Origin of the sequence: Mesorhizobium sp. AR02, from assembly GCF_024746835.1 — a bacterium.
Classification (GTDB): Bacteria; Pseudomonadota; Alphaproteobacteria; order Rhizobiales; family Rhizobiaceae; genus Mesorhizobium.
The window spans coordinates 568,286-581,080 of sequence record NZ_CP080530.1 but is presented as its reverse complement, the minus strand read 5'-3'; the positions used below and the strand labels follow the sequence as shown (position 1 = coordinate 581,080).

The following is a 12,795-nucleotide window of genomic DNA, read 5'->3' as shown; positions in this document are numbered from 1 at the left end:
CGGAATAATCCGGCACTCGGAGTTATGACGATAATTCCGGGTTCGGAATTATCGTCATAGTTTTGCAGTTCACCGCCTCCTCTCCTGGTATCGCCAAGGCGCCGACGTCCAACGGCTTCTGCCCAAGCTCTCCACCTACCTTGGCCACGTCAACATCTCGGGCACGCAGCGATACCTAACCCTAACCCCGGACCTTCTGCGTGAGGCCAGCGCGCGCTTCGAGCATTACGCCATGGAGATGCCCAATGCGTGACGAGGCGCTCCTTGGCCCCTGGATCCGGCGGTTCCTACTCGAACACGTGGTTGCCGAGCGCAATCTCGCCCGCAACACCCAGCAGGGTTACCGCGACGGCTTATGTCAGCTTCTCCCGTTCGTTGCGAAGCGGGTCGGCAAGTCTATTGATCGCCTGAATGTCGTCGATTTATCGGCCGAGCTAATCCGCGCCTTCTTGACCGATATCGAAGTGACGCGTCGATGTTCGATCGCCACCCGAAATCAACGTCTTGCCGCCGTTCGGGCGTTCGCTGGCTTTGTCGGCGAGCATAGCCCCGTCCACATCGAATGGTCGGGCCAGATCCGTTCGATCCCGTTCAAGAAGACCGATCAGGCGGTCGTTCCTTACCTCGAAAAGGCGGAGATCGACGCCTTGCTCGCCGCTCCAGATCGGCGGACGGAGCAGGGTCGGCGCGACTACGCCCTGCTGCTGTTCCTCTACAACACTGGTGCGAGAGCGTCAGAGGCGGTCGGCGTCAAGGTGGCGGACCTGGACCTGAACGCCCCCAGCGTCAAAATCCATGGCAAGGGCGGCAAGCAGCGATACTGCCCATTGTGGACCGCCACCGTCGTCGAGTTACGGGCACTCGTCGCTGACGGAGCCCCTTCTCGATCCGTCTTCCTCAATCGCTGCGGCCAACCCATCACTCGCTTCGGGATCCATACCGCCGTCGAGCGTTATGGCCTCAAGGTCGTCGCCAAAATGCCATCGTTGGCGACAAAGCGCGTAAGCCCTCACTCCATCCGCCACACCACGGCGACCCATCTCCTGCGCGCCGGCGTCGACATCAACACAGTCCGCGGATGGCTCGGGCACGTCTCGCTGGACACCACGAACGTCTATGCAGAGGTCGACTTCGAGACCAAGGCTAAGGCGCTCGAAAAATGCGAGGCGCCGAGTCTCGGCAAAATCCCAAAACGATGGCGTGACCAACCGGCGCTGATGGACTTCCTTCGGTCGCTGTAACCCGCTTTGTTATGTGGCGCTCGGCATCCTCACCGGCCTGCCGCTTCTGGCCCGCGGCGGCCGACGCCACATCTCTACCGAAGCCACATTACGCATCCGGCTTTCCGACTGGTTTCATCGTGAGGCACACGGCGGCGGTCCAATGTGCACGCGTCGAAGACGCAGGACACCAAGTTTTCCGAAGACAATGTCGTCGGAGAAACGCTGTGTGCCGCGTCCCTGCACCTTGTGCCGTTTGCGCAGGAAGGTGCGAACACGGTCATAGACGTGGTTGTCGACCGCTCGATAGGCCGGCAAGCGTGTTCCATAGCCAAAGTAGCCTGACCAGCCGCGCAGAAGCCTGTTCAGCCGGGTGCAGACCACGGGCCACGGCTCTTTGTTACCGTTTACCAAGTGATCGCCAATCTTCGTTTTGATCCGTTGCACGCTCTTCTTGGATGGGCTCGCACCCAGGTACCAATGGCCGTCTTTCCGGTAGCGGTGAGGTCCGAACGTATAGCCAAGGAAGTCGAAAGGCTCCGTGCGGGCATCCTTCACCGAGGTCTTGGCCTCGTTGAGTGTCAGCCCGAGTTTCGTCATCACCGTCCGCGTCCACGCCAGCGCCTCGACCGCGTGCCCGCGGCTGAGGATGACGAAGTCATCGGCATAGGAGATGACATGCGCACGGAACGCCTCGCCGCGTCCGGTGAGCCGCCAATGTTTCAGGAACCGGTTCATGTAGATGACCGAGAGCAGCGGGCTTGCGACCCCACCTTGCGGCGTGCCGCGCGTGCTGCTCTTACCACCGCTCACGTGCCGTTTCCCGTCACCGTCCCGCTCTTCGATCGGCGCTTTCAGCCACAGCTTGATCAGCCGCAGCACGTGCCGGTCGACAATGCGTCGGGCCACCGATTTGAGGAGGTCCGAATGCGGAATCGTGTCGAAGTATTTCGACAAATCGGCGTCTACCACGTCCGTGTGGCCCCGGCAGACAAGCCGGTGCACTTCCTTGATTGCGTCGGTCCCACTGCGTCTGGGCCGATAGCCATAGGCACCATCCTCGAAGTCCGCCTCGAATATCGGTTCCAGCACCAGCTTCGCGACGGTCTGAACCACCCGGTCCCGAATGGTCGGGATGCCGAGCGGACGTTCGCCGCCCCCCGGCTTCGGGATCATCACCCGTCGCACCGGCTGCGGCCGATAGGTCTTCGAGACAAGTTCCTCGCGCAGGCCCGCCAGCCACCTCTCCGCGCCTTCCGCCTCGATCTTCGCGAAGGTCACATTGTCCACGCCCGGCGAACCCGCATTGGCGCGGGCCAGCGCATAGGCATGGCGCAGCATGTCCTCACGGCAGATCTTGTCGTAGAGCACGTAGAAGCGGAAAGCGGGCTCCGCCTTCGCCTTACGGTACAGCTTCCTCTGAAGGTTCCTGATCTTTTCGGGTGTTTCGAGGCTCATCGCCAATCACCCCCTCCTCACCAACGTCAAAAGCACACCAGAAGTCAGGGCCCTTCCCTCCACCGGCATTACCCGGCTTCAGCGGTATTATGACCCTGTCCGACTCCCACCGGCACCGCCGCCCTGACGGCTGCGTTGAGGCCGCTACCCTCATGCCGAGCGGGTCTCCCCCTACCCGTATCACCCTTCCGACGTGCCGTGCCCATTACCCCGGCGGATCGAACGGGTGCACATGTCGATTGCTTCCCCGTTCGCGCGGCCTTCCCCGAAATTCAGGCGGGTCGGCATCCACATCATCACTTTCGAGGCCTGCTCAGGCTTCACTCACGTTACGGCCCATCGGATTGCTCAACCGCCCAAGGCGGCCTTTGTCACGAGGCTTCGACCCGGCCAGTTACCCGACCGAGCCGCTCGTCAGCTACCAGACCAATCGACTACTATCTGGGTGGAACCTTCCTCCACTGGTGATACGCGCCATCGGGGCGCACTGAATAGGACGGGTTAGCGGCTTCAATTATCAAAATAAACCGAGACGCGGGCAGCTGAGAAGCGGCCGATGCTGTAGTCGATCGGGGTTTCGTCGATCATTTTAACACTTTCCACTTCAAGGATGGGTTCGGTTTTTGGCTGTTCGAGCCGTCTGGCTTCTTCAGACGAGGGCAAGCGCGCTTCTATATGACAATGAGTGCGACGCGTATTTTCGTAGCCAAAGAGCCGATAGACTTCAGTGATGCAGGAAAAACTCGAGATCCGATTGAGTGCATCTGGAAAAAGGCGCAAAGGCAAATGATGCCGCGAAACTGAGATCGTCAGATCGCTTGCCTTACCAACCGTATCGATGACCAGGACGGGCTCACCTATCGGAATCTGCAGTCGATTTGCGATTTCCGTAGAGGCAGACACCTCAAACTTCGCAAGAATCTCTACCGCGGGCTCCAAGCTCGCGTCGCGAAGGTTAGCCATAAAGGAAGACCCGGCGCCAAGTCCGTACTGAATCCGACGCTCTACGAAGGCGCCACGTCCACGTTCAATACGCAGCACGCCCTTATTCTGTAGTTCTCCCAATGCCCGCCGGACCGTTGTCCTGGTGACGCCAAAATGAGGCGCAAGGACATTTTCGCCAGGTAGCTTCTGCCCAACCCTGAACGCGCCGGCATCGATTTCCTTCAGGAGTGTCAGTTCGATCTGCCTCCACCGCGGCAGCTCGTTCATCAACTCGTGGCTCATCTCATTCATTCGCTTCTCTTTCGAATAGTCATCTCACCGTCATGAAACCGTGCGATGTGCCCTCATGTTGACATGTCTGAACATGGTTGGCTATTCTATCCCGAGCAGGCACACTCGACAACCATGGATTTCGTAGCATGGCAACCAAACCGAGCCCGGCTGTCTTCCTCGAGGCTAGCCGGCGGCAACCTGACAGAATGACGGCTGAAAACTTGATCCATGGAGAGCTCGATGAGCCGTTGTTGCGCGCCGCCAGGCTGTCGCCGAAAGACCTAACCCGCCTAACAATTTTATTCCCATCGGCCGACAGGCTCGGGTCGTTTGCTGTCGCCAAACAAGCTGAAGGTGACAGCCAATGAGCTTGCAACTTAGCAATGCGCGGATCGTCCAGGAAGATCGCGTTACCGAAGGCACCCTGGAAATCCATGACGCAATGGTGTCTTCCATTGGCGCTGCAACGACGGGCCGGATCAATGTGCTCGATTGCGAGGGCGACTTCCTTCTGCCCGGCCTGATCGACCTGCACACCGACAATGTTGAGCAGTTCATGCACCCGCGGCCGGGCGTCCAATGGCCCATACCACTCGCCGCCTTGCTTGCACATGATTGGGAGTTGCTGGGCGCCGGCATCACGACCGTGCTCGATGCGCTGTCTCTGGGCGACTACGACAGCGGCCGCGCCCGCACTGCCATGCTGAACGAGGTGATCAACGGACTGACGACGGCGCGCGCCGCCGGTCTTCTCAAGATCGATCATTATTTCCATTTTCGTTGCGAGCTGTCAGACTCGGCCCTGCTGCCATTGGTCGAACGGCACATCGACAATCCCGGGCTGAAGCTGATCAGCATGATGGATCACACACCGGGCCAGCGGCAGTGGCATAATCTGACGCTCTATCGGGAGTGGCGCGCCAAGAAGAACGCCCGAGTCTGGACCGAGGACGAGTTCGCGCTCTACATCGCCGAACGCCGAGACCATCAGCAGCAATATGTACCGCAGAGCCGTTCGACAATCGGATGCCTCTGCCGCGAGCACAATATTCGCATCGCCAGTCACGACGACACGACGATCGGAAACGTCGAAGAATCTCATAGCGACGGCATCACGATCAGTGAGTTTCCAACCACCCTCACAGCGGCACGGCGCGCCCGTGAACTCGGCATGCAGATCGTCATGGGTTCGCCGAACATCATTCTTGGCGGCTCGCATTACGGCAATGTCAGCGCAATGGAACTTGCCGACCACGGTCTGCTTGACGTGCTCACCTCCGACTACGTGCCGGGAAGTCTGCTTCATGCCGTATTCGCGCTCGCGGCCAAAGGCTTCGATCTCCCGGAGGCGGTTGCCATGGTGACGAAAAATCCCGCCGACTTGCTTGGCTTTATCGATCGCGGCCGCATCGCTCCTGGTCTGCGCGCCGACCTAATCCGCGTGCGCCTCGTCGACGGCGTGCCGGTGATCCGCAACATTTGGGTCGCTGGAAAACAATATCTCTAAGGACACCAAAAGGAAGACAACTGATGAACTCGAAAATGGAGATGCAAGCCGAGTCGGTTGCCATTGCAAAGCGCTCCGAATGGCTCGGGATTTTGTCCCGCAGTGTTGGCAGCGAGCTTGAGGCCTTGGCGACCGACTTGGCGAGCGGCGTGCTCTTTGAATGGCTTCGGACTCCCAATGTCGGCCTGGTGATGGTTCGGGGCCGTGCCGGTGGCACGGGAAATGTGTTCAACCTGGGCGAGATGACGGTCGCCCGCGCCTCGGTCCAGCTCAAAGAGGGGACGGTCGGCCATGGTTATGTGCAGGGACGTGACAAGCGCCAGGCAGAACTGGCAGCGATCGTCGATGCGCTGTTGCAGCAACCGGACCGCCATGACGAGGTCATGGCCAAGGTAATCGAGCCGCTGCGCCAAAAAGCCGAAGTGCGGCGGATGGAGAAAAGCCGCAAGGCCGCATCCACCAAAGTCGATTTCTTCACCATGGTGCGCGGGGAGGATCTGCCATGACAGTCCAATCTGGTACGTTTGCCGAGGGCGCCATGTCGTCCGCCAGCGTTTCGTTGAAACCAGGCTTTGCCGATCCGGTCTTCGACGCCCAAGTCGTGTTTCGTGCCGCTCTGCTTGCGACGGCGTATCCCGGTCGCGTCGTGCCGCTCGACCGGACGCTGACGGCGCCGCGGCCCTTCTCGTCGGCAACCGCTGCTCTCTGCCTGTCACTGATGGATTTCGAAACACCGGCCTGGCTCGACAATAGGCAAGATTGTGGCGAGCTGACCGCTTGGCTTCGTTTTCATTGCAGCCTGCCGCTGACCGAGACTGCTGGAGAAGCTCGCTTCGCCATCGTTTCCGATCCGGCGAACCTGCCGCGCCTCTACGAACTCCATCCAGGCGATGTCGAATATCCCGATCGCTCGACGACGCTTATCATTCAGGTCCCTTCCTTCACCGATGGCCCGACAACGACCTGGACCGGTCCAGGTGTCAACGGAAGCATTACAGTCGGTATTGCCGGACTGCCATTCTGGTTCTGGGCGGACTGGGATCTCAACAGCGAACTTTATCCGCGGGGCATCGACGTGATCTTCACAGCGGGCAACGCCGTGATCGGTCTGCCACGTACAATCAAGGTGGAGGCTTAAAATGTATGTTGCCGTCAAAGGTGGCGAGCAGGCCATCCTCAATACACACAGACTGATCTCTGAGACGCGTCGAGGCGATCCCGAGATCGCTGAACTGACGCTGCCCCAGATCAGCGAGCAGTTTGGGCTCGCCGTGGATCGTGTCATGGCTGAGGGCTCCGTTTATGACCGCCAGCTCGCCGCGCTGGCGCTCAAGCAGGCGCAAGGCGATGCAATGGAGGCGATCTTCCTTCTTCGTGCCTATCGCACCACACTGCCGCGCATCGCCGTGTCGGAACCGATCGATACATCCAGGATGAGGATCCGCCGGCGCATCTCGGCGACATTCAAGGACCTTCCCGGCGGCCAGGTGCTTGGCCCAACCTACGACTATACCCATCGTCTGCTCGACTTCGCGCTTGCAGCGGAAGGTCTTGAGCGGGTGCGGGCGGTCCCGGCCGCCGAGCCGCTCGACCAGAGCGTCCCGCGCGTCGTTGACCTTCTCGATGACGAAGGCGTGATCCAGGAAGAGAATGATGACGATCAGGAGGAGGTCTTCGATCTAACCCGCCAGCCGAAGAGCTTTCCGGCCGGCCGCGACCAGCGGCTGCAAAATCTGGCACGCGCCGATGAGGGCTTTCTGCTCGGCCTCGCCTACTCGACCACGCGCGGTTACGGCTTCAACCATCCATTCGTTGGCGAACTCAGGCTCGGAGAAGTGACTGTCGAAATCGTTCCCGAGGAACTCGGGTTCCCCATCGTGGTCGCGGAGGTCACCGTCACCGAATGCCAGATGATTAACAGCTTCCGAGGAAGCGCTGAGCAGCCCCCGCAATTCACGCGCGGCTATGGTCTCACCTTCGGTCATAATGAAGGCAAGGCTATGTCCATGTCGCTGGTCGATCGAGCGATGCGTGCCCGGGAACTCGGCGAAGACGTACGTTACCCAGCCCAGGACGAGGAATTCGTCCTCTCTCACACGGACAATGTCGAGGCCAACGGGCTCGTAACCCACTACAAGCTGCCGCACTACGTCGACTTCCAGGCGGAGCTGCAGCTCGTGCGGCAATTGCGGGCGGAATACGAAACAGCCCGCGCGGCCGCGCAGACGAGGGAGGCTGCCGAATGAGCAGTATCACCACAAATTATAGCGACGACGGCTATAACTTCGCTTTTCTCGATGAGCAGACCAAGCGGATGGTCCGTCGGACGCTGCTTAAAGCCCTCTCCATCCCTGGATATCAAGTACCATTCGGCGGCCGTGAGATGCCCCTCGCCTCTGGTTGGGGTACCGGCGGGATTCAGATTACGGCGAGCGTCCTTGGCCCGAACGACCGCCTGAAGGTGATTGACCAAGGTGCCGACGACACCACCAACGCCGTCTCCATCCGCCGCTTTTTCCAGACGGTCGCCGACATATCTGTCACCGAATCTACCGAGGAAGCAACCATCATTCAGACGCGCCACCGTGTGCCGGAGGCACCGCTTACGGAACGCCAGATCCTTGTATATCAGGTTCCGGAACCTGAGCCTTTGCGCAAGCTGATCCCGCGCGAGAGCGAAACTCGCAAAATGCATGCCTATGCCGAGTACGGCGCCATGCAGGTGACGCTCTATGAGAACATCGCCCGTTTCGGCCGTATCGCCAAGACCTACGACTATCCCGCGATGATCAACGGCAGGTTTCTGATGTCGCCATCGCCGATCCCGAAGTTTGATAATCCAAAAATGGCAAACAACCCCGCTATTCAATTTTGGGGTGCGGGCCGAGAAAAACGTATCTATGCCGTGCCGCCCTACACTTCCGTCCGCAGCCTCGATTTCGACGACCATCCCTTCGAGGTGCAGACCTGGCAAGGATGCTGCGCACTTTGTGGGTCGACAGTGAGCTACCTCGACGAGGTGATCACCGACGACAAGGGGTCGCGCATGTTCGTCTGCTCCGACACCGATTTCTGCAACACTCGTCAGGCCGAGGCTGCGGCGCAACCGAACAGCGCCGGAGGGGAGTCATGACCATGAATGCGATCCCTAAGCTCGCCCCGAAACCGGCCCTGCTCGACGTCGTCGGTCTGTCGAAGTCCTATGGTGGGCAGATTGGGTGCCGCGATATTTCGTTCACGATCCGGCCCGGTGAGGTGCTTGGCATCGTCGGCGAAAGCGGTTCCGGAAAGTCGACGCTTCTTGCCTGCCTGGCAGGTCATTTGCCGCCCGATACCGGTACCGTCACTTATGACATGCGTGGCCGCGGTCCTGTGGACATCCTGACACTATCTGAACCCGAGCGCCGGCGGCTTGCACGCACTGACTGGGGCATCGTGCATCAGAACCCTCGCGATGGGCTGAGGATGGATGTAAGCGCCGGCGGCAATATCGGCGAGCGGCCGATGGCCATCGGCGCCCGGCATTACGGCAACATCCGGGCCGAGGCGCAGGACTGGCTGCAGAAGGTCGAAATCGACCTTGGTCGCACCGATGACCAACCGCGCACCTTCTCCGGCGGCATGCAGCAGCGCCTGCAGATCGCCCGCAACCTCGTCACACGGCCGCGCCTCGTCTTCATGGACGAGCCGACCGGCGGTCTCGACGTCTCGGTGCAGGCTCGCCTGCTCGATCTGCTGCGTGGGCTGGTGCGTGAACTCGGCATCGCCGCCATCATCGTCACCCACGATCTTGCCGTCGTGCGGCTGCTCGCCGACCGATTGATGGTCATGCAACGCGGTCGCGTCATCGAACAGGGTTTGACCGACCAGGTGCTGGACGACCCCCATCATCCCTACACACAGCTGCTCGTCTCCTCTGTCCTGCAAGTTTAAGACAAAAAGGACATCCCATGACCATTCGATTGCACGCCAAAGGTCTTGCCAAGACCTTCACGCTCCACACCCAGGGCGGCACCATCCTGCCCGTCTTCGACAATATCGAGCTTGCGGTAAAGGCCGGCGAATGCGTCTGCCTGCACGGACCGTCCGGTGCTGGCAAATCGACGCTGCTGCGCTCGCTCTATGCCAACTACAAGCCGGACGCCGGCAAGATCCTCGTCCAGCACATTGGCGACACCGTCGATCTCCTGGCTGCCGAACCCTGGGAAGTCGTTGAAATCCGTCGCCGCACCATCGGCTATGTCAGCCAGTTCCTGCGTGTCATTCCAAGGGTGCCGACGCTGGACATCGTGGCCGAGCCGGCGATCGTCAACGGCGTCACCCCGGAGAAAGCGCATGCCGCCGCCCACGCCCTGCTGTCCCGGCTGCGCATCCCCGAGCGTCTTTGGTCTCTAGCCCCTGCCACCTTCTCCGGTGGCGAGCAGCAGCGCGTCAACATCGCCCGCAGCTTCATCGCCGACTATCCAGTGCTGCTGCTCGACGAGCCGACGGCCTCGCTCGACGCAACCAATCGGCAGACAGTCATCGAACTGATCAACGAAGCCAAGGCACGCGGTGCCGCCATCGTCGGAATCTTCCACGACGAGGAGGTGCGCGAGGCTGTCGCGGACAGGTTATTCGAAGTTACACCTCGCTCGTCGGAATGGACGGAACGTTTGATACCGGAGCCGACCCGCGCTTGAAAGCGCGGCCGGGCACCGCAGAAGCTCGTTCGTCAGTGATTCCGTTTTGTCGAGCCTCTCTGCCCCGTTTGTCATTCGACTGTCATTCTATCATGCGAACGCTCTTATGTAGACATGTCTAACCAAGTTGCGAAGATCGGCTTCTGCTAACTTGACAATGGAGGGTAGCGCACCATGAATATGACTCGCCGAAACTACCTTAAGGTGATGAGTGCCATTCCACTGCTTGGCACAATCGCTCCGCGAATTGCCAACTCACAGCCCCGAACCGATTTGATCATTGCGGTTCAGGACAATCCGCCCCAACTCGATCCCCTTAGGCTCACTACGAATATCACATATCGTCTTGCGGCAAGCATCTACGACACGCTGATCCGTATCGATTACCTTAACGGCGAGCGCCTGGTGCCGGGCCTTGCGGAGTCTTGGCACCAGGTCGATGCACGCACCTGGGATGTAGTCATCCGCAAAGGGGTCCATTTCCATGATGGATCGGTGATGACCAGCGAAGACGTTGCCTATACGTTCGGACCGGAACGCATGTTGACGGAGGGCCTTCCGGGTCAAAGCATATCACGGCAGTTTTTCAGCGTGCTGGAAAAGGTGGCCGCCCTCAACGAAAGCACTGTGCGTTTCGTAACCAAACAGGCCGATCCGCTTTTCGAATTCAGGCTGTCCAACTGGACAAGTCAGATCATCAGCAAGGCTGCGTTCCAGAAGGCTGGAAACTGGGACAAATGGGCGCTATCACCGGTCGGCACCGGCCCTTATCGCGTTGCCGAAGTCAAGGCTGGCGATCGAATCCGACTGGTCGCGCATGACCAATACTGGGGCGGCCAGCCGCCGTTCTCTTCGCTGACTTTCAAGGTCATGCCGGAAGCGGCGAGCCGCGTCAACGCGCTCGCGGCGGGCGACGCCCACATCATTACGGAAGTTACGCCGGATCAGATCGCGACGATCAAGGGACACGGTAACCTTGATGTGGTCGGCGGGCCAATCAACAACATCCGTTGCGTCAACTACGGCACGTTCGGCGGGCCGCTGAAGGATGTTCGCATTCGTCAGGCGCTTAATCTTTCGATCGACCGCGAAGCCATTGCAAAACAATTGTTCTCAGGCATGGTTGATGTTCCCAGAGGCTTTCAGTGGCAGGCCTACGGCGACATGTTCGTCGAGAATTTTCCGATGCCGGCTTACGATCCCGATGCCGCGAAGAAACTCCTTTCCGAGGCAGGCTATTCCGGTGCGCCGATCGAATATCGCATTCTGGCCAACTACTATACCGCTGAGCTCGACGTGGCGCAGACGCTCCAGCAGATGTGGCAGGCCGTCGGCATCAATGTTCAGCTCAAGGTTTGCGAGAACTGGGGGCAGATGTTCGCTCAGCCAAATTACGCGATCTTCGACGGTTCGGCCGACATGATCTACCCGGATATATTGGGGTCGCTGTGGACCAACTACGGGCCAGATGGCTTTATCCGCTTCGAAGCCAAGAGCTGGAGCAATACGGAGTTCGACGAGATCGGCAAAAAACTGCAAACGCTGACTGACCGTACTGAACGCCGCACGCTTCACGAACGCGTGCTGAAAATCTTCAACGAGATCGATCCGCCTGGCACTGTGCTCTACAATACGCCCATGCTTTACGGGAAGCGGGGAGACATTGCCTGGCTGCCGCATCGCACCCCAATGATGGACTTCGGTCCATTCAACATGCCCGCATAGTCTAATGCTTACCGGGCATCATGCGCCCGTCAGGTCGTATGATGCCCATGCATTATCCAATCCATCCACCGAGTTTCGAGGTCGATTGAGGCTGTCGGTGGCGACTACTGAAAGGCAATGCTCCATGATCATAGCGCATCTCACTGATCTTCATATCCGCGAGACGGGCAGACCCTTGGCTTCCGGAAACGTAGATTGCACTGCACGGTCGGCGCAAGCCTTCGAGCGCGTCGCCAACATGAATCCAAGGCCGGACATGATGGTCGTCACCGGGGATCTGGCTGATAGCGGCCAAGTCGGTGAATATCAGCTGCTCAAGGAGATGATCGAAGGCTTGCCGTTCCCGGTCCATTTGGCGCTTGGCAACCACGACATCCGGGAGAATTTCCTGGCTGTTTTTCCCGAAAAGAAGGGCCCCGGCGGCTTCGTGCAGTTTTGCGTCGAACACGACAAGCTTCGTGTCATCGGGCTGGACACCCTTGTTGAAGGCGAGGGCCTGGGTCGCCTTTGCTCCGAACGACTTTCGTATCTTCGGGATTGCCTACAGGAGCGGCCCAATACTTCTACCCTCATTCTTCTTCATCATCCGCCTTTTGCCTTTGGTGGGGGTATCTACGACGCTGTGCGGCTGATCGACGGAGCGACGGAGCTAGGCGAGATCATCACAGCCAACAAGCAGGTCGTTCGTCTCCTCTGTGGCCATCATCACCGCGCGATCGACTGCCTATGGCATGGCACGCTCGCCTCAGTAGCGCCGTCGGTTGTAAGCTCCTGTCACCTTCAGTTGGGCGATGTACGGGTCTTTAAAAACATCAATGAGCCCCCGGCATTCAAGCTCCATGTGCTGGTACCTGAAAGTGGGTTCGTATCGCACAACGTCTTCGTCGAAGAGTTCGGTCCGGCCTACGAAAACATCCCCGATCCCAACTACCAGGCGCTGGCTTCCATGAGGAAGCAAACCGCGCTGGCAGCGTCTCGGTAATAC

At 59.5% G+C, this 12,795-nt stretch carries 13 protein-coding genes and 1 pseudogene; 12 read left to right on the top strand and 2 right to left on the bottom strand.

Annotated elements, in window-relative coordinates:
• Positions 1–37 precede the first annotated feature (37 nt).
• Both DBIPINDM_RS02610 and DBIPINDM_RS02605 read left to right on the top strand, forming a co-directional pair.
• Positions 38–253, top strand: a pseudogene (locus tag DBIPINDM_RS02610) (integrase); the annotation flags it as partial.
• Positions 246–1,241, top strand: a complete 996-nt coding sequence (locus DBIPINDM_RS02605; protein ID WP_258580648.1) for a tyrosine-type recombinase/integrase — start codon at positions 246–248, stop codon at positions 1,239–1,241. The pseudogene DBIPINDM_RS02610 and the gene DBIPINDM_RS02605, both read left to right, overlap by 8 nt.
• Before the next feature lie 114 nt (positions 1,242–1,355).
• Here the strand turns inward: DBIPINDM_RS02605 and ltrA are convergent, their stop codons facing one another.
• Positions 1,356–2,678, bottom strand: coding sequence for a group II intron reverse transcriptase/maturase (gene ltrA, locus DBIPINDM_RS02600; RefSeq protein WP_258581230.1), 1,323 nt, complete (start codon positions 2,676–2,678; stop codon positions 1,356–1,358).
• Positions 2,679–3,188: 510 nt separating this feature from the next.
• A complete protein-coding gene (gene phnF / locus DBIPINDM_RS02595) occupies positions 3,189–3,914 on the bottom strand; it encodes a phosphonate metabolism transcriptional regulator PhnF (RefSeq protein WP_258580647.1) in 726 nt (241 codons plus the stop codon).
• 128 nt (positions 3,915–4,042) lie between these two features.
• Between phnF and DBIPINDM_RS02590 the strand changes: the two genes are divergently transcribed.
• The 10 genes from DBIPINDM_RS02590 (at position 4,043) to DBIPINDM_RS02545 (ending at position 12,792) form a co-directional block, all read left to right on the top strand.
• Positions 4,043–4,264 (top strand): hypothetical protein, encoded by a 222-nt coding sequence (locus DBIPINDM_RS02590; protein ID WP_258580646.1) that lies wholly within the window; start codon positions 4,043–4,045, stop codon positions 4,262–4,264.
• The gene (locus DBIPINDM_RS02585; protein ID WP_258580645.1) at positions 4,261–5,403 is read left to right on the top strand and encodes an alpha-D-ribose 1-methylphosphonate 5-triphosphate diphosphatase; all 1,143 of its coding nucleotides are present in this window, start codon (positions 4,261–4,263) and stop codon (positions 5,401–5,403) included. Before DBIPINDM_RS02590 ends, DBIPINDM_RS02585 begins: the two co-directional genes overlap by 4 nt.
• A 41-nt stretch (positions 5,404–5,444) precedes the next feature.
• Complete coding sequence (gene phnG / locus DBIPINDM_RS02580; RefSeq protein ID WP_416361700.1) at positions 5,445–5,909, top strand: phosphonate C-P lyase system protein PhnG; 465 nt, start codon at positions 5,445–5,447, stop codon at positions 5,907–5,909.
• Positions 5,906–6,541: a phosphonate C-P lyase system protein PhnH gene (gene phnH / locus DBIPINDM_RS02575; protein WP_258580643.1), complete on the top strand. Its 636-nt coding sequence runs from the start codon at positions 5,906–5,908 to the stop codon at positions 6,539–6,541. The genes phnG and phnH overlap by 4 nt, the downstream gene beginning before the upstream one ends.
• Position 6,542: 1 nt before the next feature.
• Positions 6,543–7,649: a carbon-phosphorus lyase complex subunit PhnI gene (locus tag DBIPINDM_RS02570; protein ID WP_258580642.1), complete on the top strand. Its 1,107-nt coding sequence runs from the start codon at positions 6,543–6,545 to the stop codon at positions 7,647–7,649.
• Complete coding sequence (locus DBIPINDM_RS02565) at positions 7,646–8,536, top strand: alpha-D-ribose 1-methylphosphonate 5-phosphate C-P-lyase PhnJ (protein ID WP_258580641.1); 891 nt, start codon at positions 7,646–7,648, stop codon at positions 8,534–8,536. Before DBIPINDM_RS02570 ends, DBIPINDM_RS02565 begins: the two co-directional genes overlap by 4 nt.
• 2 nt (positions 8,537–8,538) lie before the next feature.
• The gene (phnK, locus tag DBIPINDM_RS02560; protein WP_010916004.1) at positions 8,539–9,336 is read left to right on the top strand and encodes a phosphonate C-P lyase system protein PhnK; all 798 of its coding nucleotides are present in this window, start codon (positions 8,539–8,541) and stop codon (positions 9,334–9,336) included.
• 17 nt (positions 9,337–9,353) lie between these two features.
• Positions 9,354–10,085 carry a phosphonate C-P lyase system protein PhnL gene (gene phnL / locus DBIPINDM_RS02555; RefSeq protein WP_258580640.1) on the top strand — a complete coding sequence of 244 codons (732 nt, stop codon included), beginning with the start codon at positions 9,354–9,356 and terminating at the stop codon, positions 10,083–10,085.
• Positions 10,086–10,259: 174 nt separating this feature from the next.
• Positions 10,260–11,810 (top strand): ABC transporter substrate-binding protein, encoded by a 1,551-nt coding sequence (locus DBIPINDM_RS02550; RefSeq protein WP_258580639.1) that lies wholly within the window; start codon positions 10,260–10,262, stop codon positions 11,808–11,810.
• Positions 11,811–11,934: 124 nt separating this feature from the next.
• A complete protein-coding gene (locus tag DBIPINDM_RS02545; protein WP_258580638.1) occupies positions 11,935–12,792 on the top strand; it encodes a phosphodiesterase in 858 nt (285 codons plus the stop codon).
• The last annotated feature ends 3 nt before the right edge of the window (positions 12,793–12,795 follow it).